Annotated in this window: 9 protein-coding genes and 1 tRNA gene; 8 read left to right on the plus strand and 2 right to left on the minus strand. The window is 43.5% G+C overall.

The annotated features are described in order from the left end of the window. The first annotated feature begins 18 nt into the window (after positions 1–18). The 4 genes from M595_RS09985 (at position 19) to M595_RS10000 (ending at position 6,275) form a co-directional block, all read left to right on the plus strand. Complete coding sequence (locus tag M595_RS09985; RefSeq protein ID WP_023066042.1) at positions 19–2,517, plus strand: ComEC/Rec2 family competence protein; 2,499 nt, start codon at positions 19–21, stop codon at positions 2,515–2,517. A gap of 46 nt (positions 2,518–2,563) precedes the next feature. Continuing rightward, positions 2,564–2,654: transfer RNA gene (locus tag M595_RS09990), tRNA-Ser, on the plus strand. Positions 2,655–3,138: 484 nt separating this feature from the next. Then, positions 3,139–3,384: a ChaB family protein gene (locus tag M595_RS09995; protein WP_023066043.1), complete on the plus strand. Its 246-nt coding sequence runs from the start codon at positions 3,139–3,141 to the stop codon at positions 3,382–3,384. Positions 3,385–3,875: 491 nt separating this feature from the next. Further along, complete coding sequence (locus M595_RS10000) at positions 3,876–6,275, plus strand: GH116 family glycosyl hydrolase (RefSeq protein WP_023066034.1); 2,400 nt, start codon at positions 3,876–3,878, stop codon at positions 6,273–6,275. Positions 6,276–6,314: 39 nt separating this feature from the next. On the opposite strand, the gene M595_RS10005 is transcribed toward M595_RS10000, so the two are convergent. Next, positions 6,315–9,731: a CHAT domain-containing protein gene (locus M595_RS10005; protein WP_023066038.1), complete on the minus strand. Its 3,417-nt coding sequence runs from the start codon at positions 9,729–9,731 to the stop codon at positions 6,315–6,317. 70 nt (positions 9,732–9,801) lie between these two features. Further along, the gene (locus tag M595_RS10010; RefSeq protein ID WP_023066066.1) at positions 9,802–10,689 is read right to left on the minus strand and encodes a hypothetical protein; all 888 of its coding nucleotides are present in this window, start codon (positions 10,687–10,689) and stop codon (positions 9,802–9,804) included. Positions 10,690–11,008: 319 nt separating this feature from the next. Here M595_RS10010 and M595_RS10015 point away from each other — a divergent pair, with 319 nt between their 5' ends. From M595_RS10015 to M595_RS10030, 4 genes are all read left to right on the plus strand, one after another. Continuing rightward, positions 11,009–11,578: a hypothetical protein gene (locus M595_RS10015; protein ID WP_023066088.1), complete on the plus strand. Its 570-nt coding sequence runs from the start codon at positions 11,009–11,011 to the stop codon at positions 11,576–11,578. A gap of 163 nt (positions 11,579–11,741) precedes the next feature. After that, the gene (locus tag M595_RS10020; RefSeq protein WP_023066067.1) at positions 11,742–12,908 is read left to right on the plus strand and encodes a hypothetical protein; all 1,167 of its coding nucleotides are present in this window, start codon (positions 11,742–11,744) and stop codon (positions 12,906–12,908) included. A gap of 290 nt (positions 12,909–13,198) precedes the next feature. Then, complete coding sequence (locus M595_RS10025) at positions 13,199–14,149, plus strand: hypothetical protein (RefSeq protein ID WP_023066081.1); 951 nt, start codon at positions 13,199–13,201, stop codon at positions 14,147–14,149. Between the two features lie 73 nt (positions 14,150–14,222). Continuing rightward, entirely contained in the window at positions 14,223–19,112 is a 4,890-nt protein-coding gene (locus M595_RS10030) for a tetratricopeptide repeat protein (protein WP_023066093.1), read from the plus strand. The last annotated feature ends 80 nt before the right edge of the window (positions 19,113–19,192 follow it).

Consider the following 19,192-nt stretch of genomic DNA (forward strand, 5'->3'; position numbering starts at 1 on the left):
TCTGTCTCCCAAGCAGCAATGAATCAAACGGTTATTATTATTTTCGGTTTAGCTTATATTCTGGGGTTGCTCTGTAGCGGTGTTGCTTGGGGAAAATCTGGGGTATTAGTCCTTGCTCTAGGGTTGGCAATTGCCACAATGGGGCGAGAATTTGTCAAACGCAAACAGCGTCAGATCCAGATGAAGCGAGGGCTAAACTCCCGAAAAACAGCCCATACCCTTGATAAAACTGGGCAAAGGGAAGAAACAGCTTTGATGCTCAGAGATCCCTCAACCTCTGTTTCTGGCTCTAGACTCCCAACTCCCCCGATCCCCGAAACCGTTTGGTTATTTGCCGGATTAATTGCCGTCGCCGCCAGTCTCTATCTACAAGTTCGCACCCCTCAACCCGCCCCCAATAACATCAGTCAACTGGTTACAGCCTCAGATTCACCTGAATTGATTATCACGGTTCGCGGTGAAGTCCAAACCCCTCCTCATCTCACCCGTTCAGGACGAGCGCAATTTTGGTTAAAGGTGGCTCAAGTTAACGAAATTATGGGCAATGATAAACCCATTGAAGTCAGTCGAGAGGTCAGCGGTAGACTCTACATTACCGTACCTCTGCTACAAGCCACAGGTCTGCATCCGGGAGCCGCAATAGCAGTCACCGGAAGCCTCTACAAACCCCAACCCCCGTCTAACCCTGGAGCTTTTGATTTTCGCGCTTATCTGGCTCGTCAGGGGGCATTTGCCGGACTCAAAGGCCGTTATTTAACCTCTCTAACCTCAACTTCCGGTCAAACTTGGGGATGGTGGGCGGTTCGACAACGGATTGTTCGTGCTCAAGTACAAGGTTTAGGCATCCCCAAAGGCGCAATTGTCAGTGCGATGGTCTTAGGGCGACGAGCGGTAGATTTACCCTACGATGTTCGCGATCAATTTGTCCAAGTCGGATTAGCTCATATTTTAGCCGCCTCTGGATTTCATGTTTCTCTGGTATTAGGGGTTGTCCTGGCTTTAAGCCGAAGTGCCTCCCCCCGCCAACGCTTAACGATTGGTATGATTGCTTTGCTGGCCTATGTGGGCCTGACGGGAGCCTCACCCTCGGTCTTACGAGCCGCATTGATGGGACTTGCTGCCTTAATTGGATTTGCCACAAATCGTCAAGTTAGGCCGCTGAGTGTGCTTGTGGCCGTAGCGGTGGGTTTGTTACTGTGGAATCCTTTATGGATTTGGGACTTGGGATTTCAGTTTAGCTTTTTAGCCACTCTGGGATTATTGGTCAGCGTTCCCCCCATTCTCAAACGTTTAGACTGGATGCCTCCGACGATTGCTTCTCTGTTGGCTGTTCCTCTGGCGGCTTCTATTTGGACGGTACCTCTACAACTCTATGTTTTTAATGTGGTTTCCCCCTACAGTATTTTGGTGAATGTGATTACGGTTCCTTTTGTGGCGGTGATTACTTTGGGGGGCTTATTTGCCGGGGTTGTCGCTCTGTTTTGGCCGACGGCAGGAAGTTCAATTTCAGCGTTATTAGAGTATCCGGTGGGCGGTTTATTGGGCCTGGTGCGGTTTTTTAGTCAACAGCCTGGAAATTCGATAGCGCTCGGTTCGATCTCTCAATTTCAACTGATCGCTCTCTACAGTCTCATCGGTTTAGTTTGGGTGATTGGGCGTCAACGAGAATCCCGAAACTTTGAGCGTCAAACATCGCCACAATCTGGGTTATTACTGTTGTTTCATCCCGTCGTGATTGCTTTTATTGCTGCTATTGCGATCGCTGTGGTTCCCATTTGGCACAGTAAAGCTTCTCAATTTCAGGCGACAGTATTGGCGACCTCTGGAGAACCCATTTTAGTGATTCAAGATCGAGGAAATATTACTTTAGTTAATAGTGGGGGTCAAGATAGCGCTCGTTACGCGGTGTTACCTTTTCTGCAAAAGCAAGGGGTGAATCAGATTGATTATTCTGTTTCGACTCATTCTCGCTTAGGATTAAGCATTGGCTGGCCGATTATTTTAGAAAAACTCCCGGTTAAAGTTTTTTATGATAATCCCGCTTCTAAACAAGCTTATTATGTCAGTTCTTTAGCGATTAAAGAAGCGATTGAATCTCGCCAGGGTCTTTATATACCGCTGACGGTTGAAGAATCTTTGGAGTTGGGTTCGACAAACATTGAACTGATTGATGCGGAAACTCCAATCGTAGAATTCTTGATTGGGGATCTCAAATGGATGTTGTTGGGTGATGTTAATCTTGATAACCAAATTAAACTCTTACAAGCTGAGATTATTACCCCGACTCAAGTGTTGTGGTGGTCAGGAAATCGTCTTGACCCCAAAATGCTGAGGGTACTTCAACCTAAAATCGCAATTGCTTCTTCTAATACTATTGACCCTGAAACCCTGAAACTCTTGCGTCAGCGACAAACTCAAGTCTTTTGGACGGGGCGTGATGGCGCTCTGCAATGGACACCCACGAAAGGATTTGAAACAAGCCTCATTTCTGATCAGACTGATGGTTCTTTCCTATGATAGAATAAGTCAGAGGCTAGGATTTAGCCTATTTTTGAGCTTGATTGGAGAGGTGGCAGAGCCTGGTTGAATGCGACAGACTCGAAATCTGTTAGGGGTTGAATTGCTCCTCGTGGGTTCGAATCCCACCCTCTCCGTTGCGGTCTGACGACAGAACAATAAAGGTTTCAAACTAACGCTAATCGGAGAGAAGTTCCGCTTTCTCTGATTTTTCCCTCACAGGAGACTATTCTCACAATACGGTAAGGTGCTGGGGTTTATCTTGATTTAATCATCAATCAGGGGATAACTTCATTTCTGTCAACACCTGCTCAAACCAATAAGTCTGAATTGTCTAAAATGCCACTCTCATAGGATTAGAAAAAATAGTCACAGAAGGGACAAACAAAATACTCAGTTGTTTGAGTTGTAGCCGCCAATTCAATTAAGTTTAATACAAGGATTTTATGGCTTCGCGATCACTATAAAATAAATCTAAATCATCCCAAAGTAATGCAACGCCCAGTAGAGAGTTTTAGGATTAATTGCTAATCTCTATCTCAAGTCAGATGTTTTTTGACGAATTAAACGGTTAAATCAAAAATAAGTTTACAAAAGTCGATTTTTGAGGAAAAAGCTAAGATGGCTTACGAAAATATTGAACAATTACCGGAAGATGTTAAATCTCAACTCCCTCGCGGCGCTCAACAGATTTTTTTAGCGGCTTTCAATAGTGCGGCTTCTGATGGTTTGACTGAAGGTAATGCGTCTCAACTCGCCTGGAATTCTGTAAAAACTCAATATAAACAAGGTTCAGAAGGTCACTGGGAAACCATTCCTGAAGGAGGGGCAGGTCGAACCACAACAGGTACAATGCCTGCGTCTTAAGTAGGATTAAAAATTCATAAAAGACTTTAGCCTTTTATTGGAAAGACAAATCAGATAGGGTAGGTTTATGGAAATTTGAGAAAATATCCCCTGTAATAAACCTGCCCTACTAACTGTTTCTAAAAACAGTTTTCTATAGATACAAATAAAATTTCTAAGTTTATACAAATTTCTCCTCTTACTTTTGATAAAATCAAAATAATTTCTACTCGTTCTACAGAAGTGGGTTCAATATTAGTCTAAAAAAATCGTAAGCGAACAGTTTGATCTTTCCAGATTCAACTCATGATGCCGCTTAAATTCTGATTCAGATTAGAGAAAAAACACTAACTTTAATCAACAAAAACAAATTACGGTTTAAATCTCATTTTGACTCTCTCCAGAAATCAGTAAGACAAAAGTTAGACGAACCTTTTCTATCTACACCAATAGAAATCCCGTTGGGCTAAACGTATGCACTCAAGAAGTCATTGTGCGATAAAATAAACCTTATGATCAATCAACCGACGAGTCACCATATACCGCCCCAGACCTGGAATCGTCCCATCGGTCTAGGTTGGGAAAAACCCTACACTGTCCGCTACAGCAGTAACCTCGATGATGGCCCCTGGCATGGGATGCCGTTAGGAGGGTTCGGGGCGGGTTGTATTGGTCGTTCATCGCGAGGAGATTTTAACCTGTGGCACCTTGATGGCGGCGAACATATTTTCCGCAATTTACCCGCTTGTCAGTTTAGTGTATTTGAGGAAGTTAACGGCAAAACTCAAGCCTATGCCTTGTGTACAGAACCCCCAGAAGATGAGAGTTTATCAGCTTGGAATTGGTATCCAGCATCGTCTAACACACAAAAAACCGGAACCTATCACGCCCTTTATCCTCGCAGTTGGTTTGTTTATGAAAATGTCTTTAAAGCCCAATTAAGTTGCGAACAATTTTCACCAGTTTGGGCAAATAACTATCAAGAAACCAGTTATCCAATCGCCGTTTTTGAATGGATTGCCCACAACCCCACAGATGAACCAATAACCCTCAGTATTCTGTTCACTTGGCAAAATACAATCGGTTGGTTTACCAATGCTTTAAAACAGCCCAAAGTGCAAGTTAGAGATGATGGCAGTCCGGTTTATGAATATCAACCCCGTTGGGGAAATAGTGTCGGAAATTATAATCATTTAGTTGAAGATTTTCATCGGGTGGGTTGTCTAATGTCTCGCCTGAGTGCCAGTGAAGATGTCCGCGAAGGAGAAGGACAAATGGCAATTGCAACTATTACAAATCCGGCGGTAGAAGTCTATTATCACACCTGTTGGAATACAGCGGGAACGGGTGAGGAAGTTTGGCGTTATTTTGCCCAAGATGGAACTTTATTAGATGAAGAAAGTGAACATCCGGCAACCGAAGGAAGACAAATTGGAGTTGCTTTAGCAGTTAAGTTTACGATTCGACCTGGAAAAACCCGCAAAATTCCGTTTTTATTGTCTTGGGATTTACCGATTACTGAGTTTGAATCTGGGGTTTGTTACTATCGTCGCTACACCGATTTTTTTGGTCGAAATGGTAAAAATGCTTGGTCGATGATTCGCACGGCGATGAAGCATTCTGATCTTTGGTTAGATAATATTAAAGCGTGGCAAAATCCGATTTTAAATCGTCAAGATTTGCCCTCCTGGTTCAAAATGGCGTTGTTTAATGAACTGTATTTGTTAACTGATGGGGGGACGCTTTGGAGTGCGGCAGATGAAAATAATCCTAAAGGTCAGTTTGCGGTTTTAGAATGTATCGATTATCGCTGGTATGAGAGTTTAGATGTACGGTTATATGGGTCGTTTGGGTTACTTTTATTATGGCCGGAGTTGGATAAATCCGTTCTATTAGCGTTTGCCCGTGCGATTTCAAAAGGAGATAAAACGCCCCGAATTATTGGTTACAATCAAGCTGAAGCAATTCGGAAAGCAACGGGCGCAACTCCTCACGATTTGGGCGCACCAAACGAACATCCTTGGGAGAAAACAAATTACACTAGCTATCAAGATTGTAATCTTTGGAAGGATTTACCTTGCGATTTTGTGTTGCAAGTTTACCGAGATTTTCTGTTAACGGGAGGCGAAGATTATGAGTTTTTACAAGACAGTTGGTTAGCGATAGTTGAAACCCTAGATTATCTCAAAAATTTTGATAAAGACCAAGACGGAATTCCCGAAAATAGTGGCGCACCTGACCAAACCTTTGATGATTGGAAATTGCAGGGAGTTAGCGCTTATTGTGGGGGGTTATGGTTGGCGGCGTTGGAGGCGGCGATAGAAATCGGAAAATGTTTGCAGAAAACAGAATTTGCAACTAATTTTTCTCCGTCTATTTCTGAGACAATTTCAACTTATGAAAGTTGGTTAGAACAAGCAAAACCGATTTATAAAAATTTGTGGAACGGTCAATATTTTCAGCTTGATAGTGAAAGTGGTTCAGATGTGGTGATGGCGGATCAACTCTGCGGTCAATTTTATGTTAAACTATTAGAATTAGAAGATATTGTCTCTCCAGAAAAAACAATTTCAGCGTTACAAACTATCTATCAATCTTGTTTTCAAAATTTCTATCAAGGTCAACTAGGTGCGGCAAATGGTGTTAGAAAAAATGGAGAACCTGTTAATCCCAATGATACTCATCCGTTGGAAGTTTGGACGGGGATTAATTTTGGGTTAGCTGCATTTTTAATTCAGATGGGAATGAGAGAAGAAGGGTTTAATTTGGCGGAAGTTGTGGTCAAACAAGTTTATGAAAATGGCTTGCAATTTAGAACCCCAGAAGCCATTACCGCAAGCGGAACGTTTCGGGCGAGTCACTATCTCAGGGCGATGGCAATTTGGGCGATTTATTATCAATGTAGGGAATAATTTTCAGTCAAAATATTAACTCTCATATGATATAATTAACTATCTCAACCCTTGAGAAACAAACGCGGCCCAATAATAAGGATGGTTTAAACTTTCAGTTTTTCGCAGTTCAAACTGGGCTTTTCTTAAGGCTTCCGGGCGAATTTCTCCCCGGTTGCGGAACTGATAATAGAGTTGACAAAACTCGGCTGTTGAGTCGTCCTGCACCGACCATAACGTACTGACAACACTTCGCGCCCCCGCAGTCAGGAAACCCCCCGCTAAGGTCAAAACATCGTCGGTCATTTCCGATAAAGAAAAATTGGTTTCGCAGCAGGATAGAAACACTTCCGAAAGTTGGGGAAAACGTTGGATGAATAGGTGGGCTAAGTCTAAAGTCCCGTCGGATAGTTGCAAGCCGGACTTCAGAGCGTTGCTGAGGTTGGAACTAGCGTGGTGACTGGAGTGGAGAAGATTAACCTCTCGGGCGAGTTCCAGGTAGTTGGCGATGGTGGCTTGTTTTTCTTTCAGGTGGCGGTCTGGGGGAACGCTGTAAAGTTCGGCGACTTTTTGACATTCTTTTGGGGTAAAATCTAAATCACCCGTGGCGTTTTCAACGATTCCCACAATGTTGGTTTTTACGGGTTTTCGCTGGTGGCAAAAGTCGAGGATTTGGCAACTCGGAACCACTCGAATTTGAAAGCGATCGCACAGATATTCTATTTTTGATAAATGGGATTGAGTTGCTGTTTTGGGTTCCTCATCCATATCCAAGTCAAAATCTCGATAACCCCGATGTTTGCCCACCGCAACGGGGGTTGAGGTTGTTCGTTTTTCTGTGTCTAATTCCGAGAGGGGAAGGGCGGCGAAAGGGATTTGGTGTAGAGCTAGGTGGGGAACAATAATTAATTCTTCGACATCTTGCAGATGGCTTTCAATCAATTGCCGAAGTTTAAAACGTTGGGAGAGTGAGGCGAGGGTGGGTTGCATTTGGTTTTTCCATTCTTCCCGGAGTTGGATGCGTTTTTGGCGAGTTTGTTTGAGGAATTCTTGGCGATCGCTTATTGTTTCTACTGAACCATCGGTTAATGTTACTAAAACGGCAGTATCAGTAATTTGTATCAACTTAATTTCATCAAATTGGCGGTTGAGGAGTTGGGCAGCGATGAAGAATTTTGCGTATTTGATATTAATGTAGGGTTGAAGCCAAGTTTGCCCAATCCAATTTTGTAGGGTTTCGTAGCTTTGTCCTTTGCAGGTGTAACAGGTGATTGATTTCTCACTATCTAAGCCCTCTCCACCTCTCCCCAACCCTCTCCTACGAGGAGAGGGAGCAATTGTATCTCCCCTTGCAGGGGAGATTATAGAGGGGTCGAGAGGGGAGTTAGCGTCGGGATGGCGGAGGATAAAAATAAAGGTATCGTTATCAGTCGTGTAGAAGTTGAGAAGGGCGGTTTTGCGATCGGGAATTAACTGCTGCATCTGCTGGAAACTGAGGGGAGTGGGTTGGAGTTGTGCGGCTAATTCGTTATTTTCACGGCGAATACTTTCCCAAACTTGCTGTTTTTGGGCTGCTAATTGTTTAATTTTTTCCAGTTTAGCTTCGCTGGAGGCGGGAGTGGATGAACGATCTCCCATGATGTCATCTGAAGGGGAGTTAAACCGGAGGCGATCAATTTGTTGTTGTAGGTCGAGATATTCTTGAACTTGGGGGGGGATGTCGCCTTTGGAGTAGAGGTCTTTATTGTGGAACAGGTCGGCGAGGAAGCGGGAACGGGAGCGATCGGCGTATTCGAGGGCTTTATCGTATTGTTTGAGATTAATATAGCATTGCACGATATTGGCATAGACGCTCAGGTTATCTTCGAGAACTTGTTGACGGCGATCGTCGGTGAGGGAGGAGTTGCGAAGGAGTTCGATGGCTTCGATAGCGGGTTTGTAACCTGTAATGGCGAGTTCCCAGTTACCTTGAGTAAAAGCAATGTTGCCTAAGTTGCGTCCAGCATAAATACAGTCCTTTGGCATGGTTTTGAGAGTGGCAATTTTTAGACTATCTTGGAAGGCTTGAATAGCTTTTTCCGTCTGACCTGAATCTTGGTAAGCCTTGCCCAAATTGCCCAGGGAAGCAGCTTCTCCGTTGCGGTTTTTGAGTTCCCTTTTGAGGGTTAAAGACTGTTGATGGTATTCAATTGCCCGCTCGTACTGCCCCAGGGAGCGGTAGGCAATGCCTAAGTTGCCCAGGGAAATCGCTTCTCCGTTGCGGTTTTTGAGTTCCCTTTTGAGGGTTAAAGACTGTTGATGGTATTCAATTGCCCGCTCGTACTGCCCCAGGGAGCGGTAGGCAATGCCTAAGTTGCCCAGGGAAATCGCTTCTCCGTTGCGGTTTTTGAGTTCCCTTTTGAGGGTTAAAGACTGTTGATGGTATTCAATTGCCCGCTCGTACTGCCCCAGGGAGTCGTAGGCAATGCCTAAGTTGCCCAGGGAAATCGCTTCTCCGTTGCGGTTTTTGAGTTCCCTATTGAGGGTTAAAGACTGTTGCAGGTATTCAATTGCCCGCTCGTACTGCCCCAGGGAGCGGTAGGCAATGCCTAAGTTGCCCAGGGAAATCGCTTCTCCGTTGCGGTTTTTGAGTTCCCTATTGAGGGTTAAAGACTGTTGCAGGTATTCAATTGCCCGCTCGTACTGCCCCAGGGAGTCGTAGGCAATGCCTAAGTTGCCCAGGGAAGACGCTTCTCCTTGGCGGTTTTTGAGTTCCCTTTTGAGGGTTAAAGACTGTTGATGGTATTCAATTGCCCGCTCGTACTGCCCCAGGGAGTCGTAGGCAATGCCTAAGTTGCCCAGGGAAATCGCTTCTCCGTTGCGGTTTTTGAGTTCCCTATTGAGGGTTAAAGACTGTTGCAGGTATTCAATTGCCCGCTCGTACTGCCCCAGGGAGTCGTAGGCACTGCCCAAATTGTCCAGGGAAATCGCTTCTCCGTTGCGGTTTTTGAGTTCCCTATTGAGGGTTAAAGACTGTTGCAGGTATTCAATTGCCCGCTCGTACTGCCCCAGGGAGTCGTAGGCATTGCCTAAGTTGCCCAGGGAAGCAGCTTCTCCCTTGCGGTCTTTGATTTCCTGATAGATGGTGAGGGTATTTTGCCAAACTTGGAGAGCAAGGGTAAATTGACTGGTTTGATACCACCGAATGCCAAGGTTAAATAATGTATCTGCGGTTTCTTGGCGGATAGTTTGGGGCTGTTGGGAACTGCCGAGATATTCGCCTAGTTCTAGGAGAAGGTTAATTAAAAAACTGGCTTCGTTAGCTCTACCATTGTTAGCAAACAAGGCAAACAATTCTGCAACCTCTGCCATTACCTGCAACAACTCTGGCTCGACTAACTCCCAGTTATTACTCAAAACTTGATTTCCTTCCCCACTCTCACAGGTGAGAAGCTCTTGGATAAGTTTGATATAGGCTTGTAAACGTTCTTCGTTCATAGTAGATTCTTGGGGGTTGGTTGTTATTATCTTCGGAAAATAGGGTGTTGGGGGTGGGGCGCGGAGATTTTTAACTTTTCACAACTTTAAACTCTTGATAACAACCTTGCCAACTCGACGGATTATCGCTCAACCACCCCCAAAGCTGATTCATGCGATCGCTTGTCCAGTTGGGAATAAATTCTTGTTTCGTCGGTTTCAACCAATCAAAATCGAGAGCTTCTTTGAGTGCGATCGCAATATATTCATCTGTTCCGGGTGTTGTTAGCCTGATTCCCATTTTCTTCTGCTGATACCAATAAGACTCAGTTTGTGGCAGTCGAATGACGTTTTCATCCGCCCGATATTGGGGAGCAAAAACCATTGATGGACACAAAAAACAACGTTGGGTTAGTCCCCTATGCAATAACAGCAAATAACGGGATTCTGGGGGTAGTTTAATCGTGATAAACAACGGTTCACCAACGGGTAACGGTTCGGGTTCGGGAAGTTCGGGGAGTTCCCAATTTCTCACAGTTTCCGGTTTAATCTTAATCCAATTTTCATCATCCATTTGCTGTTTCAACGGTTCCCAAAATAAATGATCTAATTCCCAACGAGGATATTTATCATCCCACAACCATTGATAAACTTCCCTCCAAATTCCTCTTTGACCCTGCTTTCTATTGTTCCAATTCTGACTTTCTTGTTGATCGCTATTGAGTTCGAGTTGGTATTGGTTTACCAGTTCTCTAATTACCTCAGCCAGCTTCCTCTGAATATCTGTTGGTAAACAATTTAATTCCTGTTTTATCAAGCTGGCAATAGTCTGATCATCATTGTTGTTTGGATTGTTTTTTAATTGATAATTTTCAGGATGAAAACGCAGCCGAAATAAGCATCGATGTTCCTTGGCTGCTGCTGGTGTTTGGTCGGGAAATAGAGAATGAGCTATCTCTTTGAGAAATTTGTCGTTCATGCTTCACAGCCTCCCGTTCGGGTTGGGATGGTTTTATATGATTTAGTTTAGCAATCTTTTCAGCAAACAACTACTAAATTTTGTTGTTATGAGGGATTTTGCGATTTGCTGCCATTTGAAAATATTTGACTGTTATTTGCTAATATTTCGATTAATTTCAGGTGTAAAAATTGAGATTTAAAAGCATTAAATTAGAGGTGATTTTCATAAAAAGCAAGCCATAATAAAAGGGTCATTCTTTCGATTATCGGTGATGAAACAGAAACAATTTATCCTTGTTTTTATTCTAGGATGCCTGGGGTTCTTAGGATTCCAATCGATGCAAAACTCGACATCCGAACCCGCCACCGTGCAACTCGTCCTGCAACCGAATACAGCCGAACTGATATCAACAACCGAAGACCTTCTCCACGTTTTTTCCCGTCGCGTCAGACCCCATCATTGGGTTGAAATTAGCATGATTTCCCAACAGGAAAACCCCGAAATTTTACTCTCCAAACAAGCCAATCGTCGGAGTATTCAACAACTGCGATCGCAACTCGATCCCAACCCTCAAACCCCGGAATTAGAACCCATTCCCTCATCAGATACAGCCATCGTCGCCGCCCTCCAACGGTTTAGCGATCGCGTGGTAGCAACCAACGGTAAACACCCCATCTATTTTTATGTTGTCACCGATGGAACCTCGGACCCGCAAGCGATCGCCCAACTCCGGGAAATCAGCAAAACTCTGACCCAATACAACCTGGAAACCGCCCATCTTTTCGTCCTGGGTTTGAACCCCAAACACCGCCTATCAATGGCCGGGGGGTTTGCACCCATAGGCGATCAGGTCGAGTTTGCCAGCAACAATTACGACGAGTGGGTACAACTGCTGAGAAAATTCTAGCGCCCAAATTGCCAGCCGCCACTGCCATAGCAATGTTACCTGATTTGTAAAAAATTAATCAATCTCAGCCCCCAATTTTTGGGGGTTTGGGGGCAATATCGTTGACAACATTTCAGCATAATTCACCCGGCAAAATATCTACTTTATTAAGGAGAATAATCCAATGTCTATCAGATCGTTCAAACAATTTATTGCGACTTTTTTCGGTGGATTTTTCTGGGATACGCCGTTAATATCCTGGTCAGACGGTACATTTGAATTCCAATCTCTCCTGGAAGAATGTCATACAAATCGCCTCGCCAAAATCTTGGAATATTACAAACCCGAACTCTTTCAACGGTGGTATTGGGTGGTACTCGCCGCCGCTTACAAAGCCAAAAACGCACAACAGTCTTTATCGACATTAGAAAAAGAACAGGAAGAACTCAGCAGTAAAGTCAGTTTCATGGAAGCCGTGTTAGACATCGAACTTCCACCCCCACCCCAACCGGAACCTTGGCAAATACTGCTAACTATCGGTTTATCGATCATGTTGTTATTGGGAATTGCGGAATTTTTCGGCTTGGAAGTTCAAAGCATTACCAACAACCAGTTCATACAATTTTTCTTGGTATTTTCGGGAGCAGTTTGTATGAATTTGGGAGAATATATCGGCATTTTGCAAATCGTGAAAGCGGTACGCCGCTACGACCCCAAACGCAGTTTTTCCGACGATAACCGCTACGCCAATAGTATTCCATTTTGGGAAAGAATCAAGAGTGGGGATGCTGCAATTTGGTTATCTTTTGCAATTGTCCTGATGGAAACAGCTTTTGCGGCTCCGGGTTTGATTGGTTTATTGCCGCCAAAATTGTCTGTAGAACCGCTTTTTCAACTCACAGTTTTTGCCGCAGCAGGGCTGGCTGCAACCATCAATATTATGATTGCTTGGGGAAATGCTTTGTTAGAAATTCAGTGGGAACAGGAGGTGCAGGAAATTCGCCAACGTCATCGCCAAGCTTTTGTTTCTTCGGAGTCGGACTCCAACTTGATTGACGAAGTTGTTATCGAGCGAGAAATGAACAATTACCGTCGGGAGTTGGCAGAAGCAAAGGCGCGTTTGGAGTTAAAAAATCGGTCGCTTGAGAAGCAAAAGCGGGAAGTTGATGACTCTAAAGAACGGGCAAGACGGGAGTTTGAACGCTGGGAATTTTCGGTGCGAAAGTGGCTGAAAGAGAATCCTGAAGTTGTCAAAAACTTCGTTGAGTCGGAATCAAAGCCGTCTAACAATGGGTATCATTCGGTTAAAAATGGCTTGGATATTTTCTCAGAGGAAATGAAAGAATCCTAGAGCAAAAACTTGGCCCGGTTGTTATCAGTCTCCGAAAAAAATAAATCCTTAGAAGGAGTCCTGTATTCTGCCCTTCTAAGGTTTTGATTGCGGTAATATTGCATATTTTTTAAGGGTTTAAATAGCTAAATCATCGGTGAATACGTCCAAATCAAATTAAATATTTGGTTCGATAAATAGCCGGAAATTGCTGCAAGTGACAGCCGGGTGTTCAAAAATTGAAAAATTAAAATCACGGTGCTATAATCGGCACACTGCTAAAATAATTTAATCCGAATTGAGGAAAACCAATGCCTTTGACCGCAACACAACAGCAGTTTCTCAGTGAAATTACGGATGATATATTTATGGAGGAGAAAGATTCGGAAAAACTTCGAGATTTTTTCAGTTTGCGATACAATCCCGATTACTATAATTATCAAAATAAAAAGAAAAGTTCTCAGGAAGATGGAGAAAAAAAGACGATTTCTGAACTATTGAATGAAAAATGGACAGGGATAGGCAGTACCATTCAAAGAACATCGAAGCAGGTCAGAGATTGTCTGGTGAATAAATATTCGGAGGAAATACTGAACGATTTGGGAGAGGAGGAATTTAATTTTATCAAAAACCCAGGAACGGGCGGACGTCTTGGGAAAACTCTTTACAATTGGTTGTGGGAGCAAAAATTTCCTCGGTGGGTTGATGATAATTTTTTCCCATTTTTAGAAAAGGAGGCCGTTCCTAATCAAGATTGGATTAATTTTCGGGATTATGAGGAAATGCAAAACGGAGAAGTTAATAGATTATATATTCCCAAACCACCTAAAAAAGATGATCAACCCCTAAAGCTGAGTTTAAATAAACCTTATTTTGCGTTGATGAACGTGCAAGAATCTCTGGGGTATTTATTGTTATTAAATCGCGGGGTTGCGGGTCAGTTTGTGGTTTGTCCATCTCAGGCTTTTGCCGTCAATTATCAATTGCAAGAAGTTGGGCTTTTACCCCAACCCCAAAGTTTGGCTGGCGAGGAGGAATGTGGGTTTACTTTTGAGGAAGTGGGAGTAGAAAAATTTGTGGCGATCGCCCTCCAACAGCCTCTAGATTTAGAATGGTTAAAACCGAATGAGGAAGAAGTCGCGCCGGAGTTAACATGGAAAAGAATGCAGGAGTTATGGCAAGAATTGGAAAATCAAGGTAACTGGCGGGTTTATTCTCGACAAGTTGAAGTGGTGGAAGAAGACGATCTCAAAACTGCTTAAATTCCAACCGAATTGACTATCATTTCACAACGAACAGAAGCCAATCAATCGATTAAAAACAGGGGGCAACACGATGGATGAAGCTTATACTCAAAAGATAAAGGAGTTGTTGGAAATCGGACGGGATAAATATAACGAAGGAGATTGGGAAAATTCCATCGCTTCTTTTTCCGAGCTTTACCAACTGTCTAATCGTGCTAAAGATTGGGTTTACGTTAGTTTTGCTGCGGCTTGGTTGGGGTGTGCCTATTGGAAAAAAGGAGATTTTGATTCGGCTCAAAACTATTTTCAAGAACGTTTTAACTGGGCGCAGGTTTTAGATGATTTTTCGGCAAAATGGGAAGTGCTGAACTGGATGGCGGAGCTTGCAGAAAAGCAGGAAAATTTGGAAGAGGCTATCGATTATTATCAGGGTCAATTAATCCTGGTTAGGCTCCAGAACATTTCGGCGGATTTTGAAATTAAAATAGTGGATCGGATTGGCCGTTTATATTTTTCCCGAAAAAATTACGCTTTGGCTATAGATTATCTCCGGCGATCGCTTATTTTAGCTGAGGAATTATCCTGGGAGAAGTGGCGGGCAAGTAATTTATATATTTTGGCGGATTGTTATCGATTTTTGGAGAATTGGGCGGGAGCGGCAGATTATTATCGGGAAGCGGCAACGGTTTATAGAACAGCAGAAGAAACTGAACAGTGGGCGCTCAAAGCTTGGGAAAATGTCAAGCAGGTTTGTCGTGAGATGGGGGATCTAACCGGGGCGATCGCTGCTGAAGAAAACAGGTTAGAAGTGTTTCGCCAGAGGGAAGATCGCAGCAACCAGTTTTTCAGTCTTTATGGTTTGGGGAGTTTGTTTTGGGAGAGTCGGGAGTATTCTCGCGCCAGGGAGTATTTTTTGTTGGCGTTGAAGATGGGGAAACAGTTGCACGCAGAGGCGACGGAAGAAGCGCAACAGTTAATATGGGCAAAAAACCAAATGGGAAATGCTGAGTATATGTTGGGTAGGGTTGAGGAGGCGATGGGGCGAGTTGAGGAGGCGGTTGGTTCTTATGGGCGGGCGATGGAGTTTTACCAGCAAGCAAACAATCAGGAGTGGGTGGGTTTTAGTCAGCAAAAGTGGGAACAGTTAAAGGGGAGATGGCTTGCTTCTCAAGGGCAAGGTTATTTAGACTTTTTGGTGGAGGTGTTGGAAGCAGTTCGCAATAGTAAAGGCAATGCTGAAACGGTTTACTCCCTACTGGAAGCGAATTTAGACAAGCTTGATGATGGGTTTATCCTAGCTTTACGGACTTACATTGAAGGGACGCTTTCTAAACTGGAATCAGCACAAAAGGGGTTTATTTCCCAAGTTATTTTTGATTTTATTAGCCTCATTCAAGATTTTCCCCAAGGTAGTAAAGTAACTAATATAGAAATAGCGATCGCGGGTTACGAGGCGATGGAAACAATTTTTACTCGCGAGTCCGATCCTAAAAATTGGGCAGCTATTCAAAACAATCTGGGTTTGGCTTACCGTAACAGAATCCGTGATGACAAAGCTGAGAATATCGAAAAAGCCATAGCAGCTTACAATTTAGCATTGGAAGTTTACACAAAAAAAGACTTTCCTTTGTGGTGGGCAGCAACTCAATATAATCTCGGCGGTGCCTACCGTAATAGAATCCGCGATGACAAAGCTGAGAATATCGAAAAAGCCATAGCAGCTTACAATTTAGCATTGGAAGTTTACACAAAAAAAGACTTTCCTAAAAATTGGGCAACAACTCAAAACAACCTGGGCATTGCCTACTCTGAAAGAATCCGTGACAACAAAGCTGAGAATATCGAAAAAGCGATTCATGCTTATCAACTAGCATTGTCAGTTCGCACTCGTGAAGATTTCCCCATTGAGTGGGCAGAGACTCAAAACAATTTGGGCAATGCTTACCTTGATAGAATCCGTGACGACAAAGCTGAGAATATAGAAAATGCTATTGCTGCTCATCAGCAGGCATTGTCAGTCTACACCAAAAAAGACTTCCCTACCCAATGGGCAACAACTCAAAACAACCTGGGCAATGCCTACCTTTATAGAATCCGCGACGACAAAGCTAAGAATATAGAAAATGCTATTGCTGCATACAAACTAGCATTGGAAATTCGCACTCGTGAAGCATTCCCCGTCGATTGGGCAATGACTCAAAACAATCTCGGCCTTGCTTACTGTGATAGAATCCTTGGTGACAAAGCTGAAAATATAGAAAATGCTATTGCAACTTACAATTTAGCATTGGAAGTTTACACCAAAGAAGACTTCCCCATGAATTGGGCGGGAACTAAAAGCAATCTCGGCGGTGCCTACCTTTATAGAATCCGTGACGACAAAGCTAAGAATATAGAAAAAGCTATTGCAACTTACAATTTAGCACTGGAAGTTTACACTAAAGAAGACTTCCCTATAGAGTGGGCAATGACTCAAAACAATCTCGGCACTGCTTACGGTGATAGAATCCGCAATGACAAAGCTGAGAATATAGAAAAAGCTATTGCAGCATACAAACTAGCATTGTCAGTTAGCACTCGTGAAGATTACCCTGTCGATTGGGCAGCAACTCAAAACAACCTGGGCAATGCCTACAGTTATAGAATCCTTGGTGACAAAGCTGAGAATATAGAAAAAGCTATTGCAACTTACAATTTAGCACTGGAAGTTTACACTAAAGAAGACTTCCCTATAGAGTGGGCAATGACTCAAAACAATCTCGGCACTGCTTACGGTGATAGAATCCGCAATGACAAAGCTGAGAATATAGAAAAAGCTATTGCAACTTACAATTTAGCACTGGAAGTTTACACTCGTGAAGATTACCCTGTCGATTGGGCAGCAACTCAAAACAACCTGGGCAATGCTTACCTTTATAGAATCCGTGACAACAAAGCTGAGAATATAGAAGAAGCTATTCATGCTTATCAGCAGGCTTTGTTAGTTTACACCCTGGAAGCCGATCCGATTCAATGTCTGAGAACTTCCAGCAACTTAGGCTACCTTCACTTTACTCAAGGCAAATGGCAACCTGCGATCGCTGTTTACCAACAAGCCATCACCGCAGTTGAACTCATTCGCAGTTTATCGCAAGACGACGATCGCCGCCAAAAAATCATAGAAGAAGCCATCGATGTCTATATGAACATCGTTCAATGTTTCGTTAATCTTCAGCAATACGAGAAAGCAGTAGAATATGCCGAGCGTTCCCGTTCCCGCATGATAGCAGAATTAATGGCAAGTAAAGACCTCTACCCAAATGCCGAAATACCTGCACAACTCCTAGAGAAATATTATGGCTTGCAACAACGTTTATCACACCTCCGTCGCTCCAACTCTGATGACAGCAACAAACAGCTTGCAACCGCAAAAAATTGGGTTGACCGTCGCGACAGTGGGGAAGTGGAAAAGCAAAATTTGGCAGAAATTGAACAAGTAGAAAAAGAACGGCAACGGCTTTGGCGAGAGATTCGTAAATCCGATCCGATTTTGGCGGGTCAGTTGCAGGTAGACCCCCTCAGTATTGACCAGATGCGGGCATTAATTAAGGATGAGGAAACCGCGATATTGAGTTTTTACACCACTAATGATGATACCTATATATTTATAGTGGGTCGGCAGAACGTTCAACTTTTCACTTGCGAAGGTCAGGGTATTAAGGCGCTGCACTATTGGATATTTGATAACTGGTTAGAACCCTACATTGACTACAGAAATAAAGAAAATCTAGAATGGCGTAACAACATGGGAGAATTTCTCCAACAACTCGCCCAACGCTTGCAACTGAATCAACTCATTAACCAACACCTGAGCGGTATCAAAGAATTAATCATCGTTCCCCATCTATTTTTACATCAAATTCCGTTTGCTGCTTTGCCTGTGAATATCTCCCCACCCCCGCTTAATAAGGGGGGCTATGAAGATTCAGTCTTTCCGCTTAATAAGGGGGGCAATTTAGATCCGGTTTCCCCCTTTTTAAGGGGGACGGAAGGGGGATCTACAAGGGCGACGGAAGGGGGATCGACAAGGGGGACGGAAGGGGGATCGACAAGGGGATTTGAAGAGAGTCGGCTCTCTATCCCTAGTAAGAAAAAAACGACCCCATCACCTGCTACCAAAAAACCCCAAACCCCTCAAACTCAACCCACCTACCTCAGCGATATATTCCGCCTGCGAGTTGTGCCGAGTTGTCAAATACTCAACTATTGCGACAGCCGCAACAAAAACACCAATTCCCCACAAATGGGTATTGTGGAAAATGCTACGGGCGACCTGATTTTTACCGGGTACGAATGCCAAAACCTCGCCCAAATGTTCCAAGTCCCGAAAGACTTCCGCCTCCAATACCAACAAGCAACGGTTAGCAATTACCACGAACTTACAAAACAAGTACAGTTTCTCCATTCCAGTCACCACGCCAGCGCCAATTTAATCAACCCAATGGAATCAAAACTACATTTATTTGATGGGGAAGTCACCCTTGGGGATGTGTTTACCTGGCGTTTACCAAAATTAACCGATGTCTTCCTCTCCTGTTGCGAAACTAATCTCACTGTCAGCAAACTTAACGATGATATTTTAACTATTGCAGCAGGTTTCCTGAGTGCGGGCGCTCAGAGTGTAGTCAGTACGTTGTGGGCGGTTAATGATTTTGCGACGGCTCTATTTTGTTTGTTTTATTATCAACATCGCCAAAACCCAAACTACACCCGCCCGCAAGCATTATACCAAGCTCAAATTGATTTGCGAAACTTGACAGGACGGGGACTTAATGATAAATATAAAAGCCAATTATCAGCGCATTTGCAGAAGATTAAAACAGAAGAAAATCAAAGCCAGATACAGGAAATGAGCGTTCACCTTGCCTGGTTATGTCAGCAAGATTATCCGTTTATCAATCCCTATTATTGGGCTGGTTTTGTTTCCCAAGGTTTGCAGTAAAATTGCGAGAATGAAATCCACAACCATTGAAAAACTTCTTTCCAATTTCATTGTTTGTCCATCGCTCAATATTAAATCCC

The organism is Lyngbya aestuarii BL J (assembly GCF_000478195.2).
Taxonomy (GTDB): domain Bacteria; phylum Cyanobacteriota; class Cyanobacteriia; order Cyanobacteriales; family Microcoleaceae; genus Capilliphycus; species Capilliphycus aestuarii.

Bases quoted from the DNA above. Each gene is read 5' to 3' on its own strand.
- M595_RS09985 (WP_023066042.1), top strand. From the start codon at position 19: ATGAATCAAACGGTTATTATTATTTTCGGTTTAGCTTATATTCTGGGG.
- M595_RS09995 (WP_023066043.1), top strand. From the start codon at position 3,139: ATGGCTTACGAAAATATTGAACAATTACCGGAAGATGTTAAATCTCAA.
- M595_RS10000 (WP_023066034.1), top strand. From the start codon at position 3,876: ATGATCAATCAACCGACGAGTCACCATATACCGCCCCAGACCTGGAAT.
- M595_RS10005 (WP_023066038.1), bottom strand. From the start codon at position 9,731: ATGAACGAAGAACGTTTACAAGCCTATATCAAACTTATCCAAGAGCTT.
- M595_RS10010 (WP_023066066.1), bottom strand. From the start codon at position 10,689: ATGAACGACAAATTTCTCAAAGAGATAGCTCATTCTCTATTTCCCGAC.
- M595_RS10015 (WP_023066088.1), top strand. From the start codon at position 11,009: ATGCAAAACTCGACATCCGAACCCGCCACCGTGCAACTCGTCCTGCAA.
- M595_RS10020 (WP_023066067.1), top strand. From the start codon at position 11,742: ATGTCTATCAGATCGTTCAAACAATTTATTGCGACTTTTTTCGGTGGA.
- M595_RS10025 (WP_023066081.1), top strand. From the start codon at position 13,199: ATGCCTTTGACCGCAACACAACAGCAGTTTCTCAGTGAAATTACGGAT.
- M595_RS10030 (WP_023066093.1), top strand. From the start codon at position 14,223: ATGGATGAAGCTTATACTCAAAAGATAAAGGAGTTGTTGGAAATCGGA.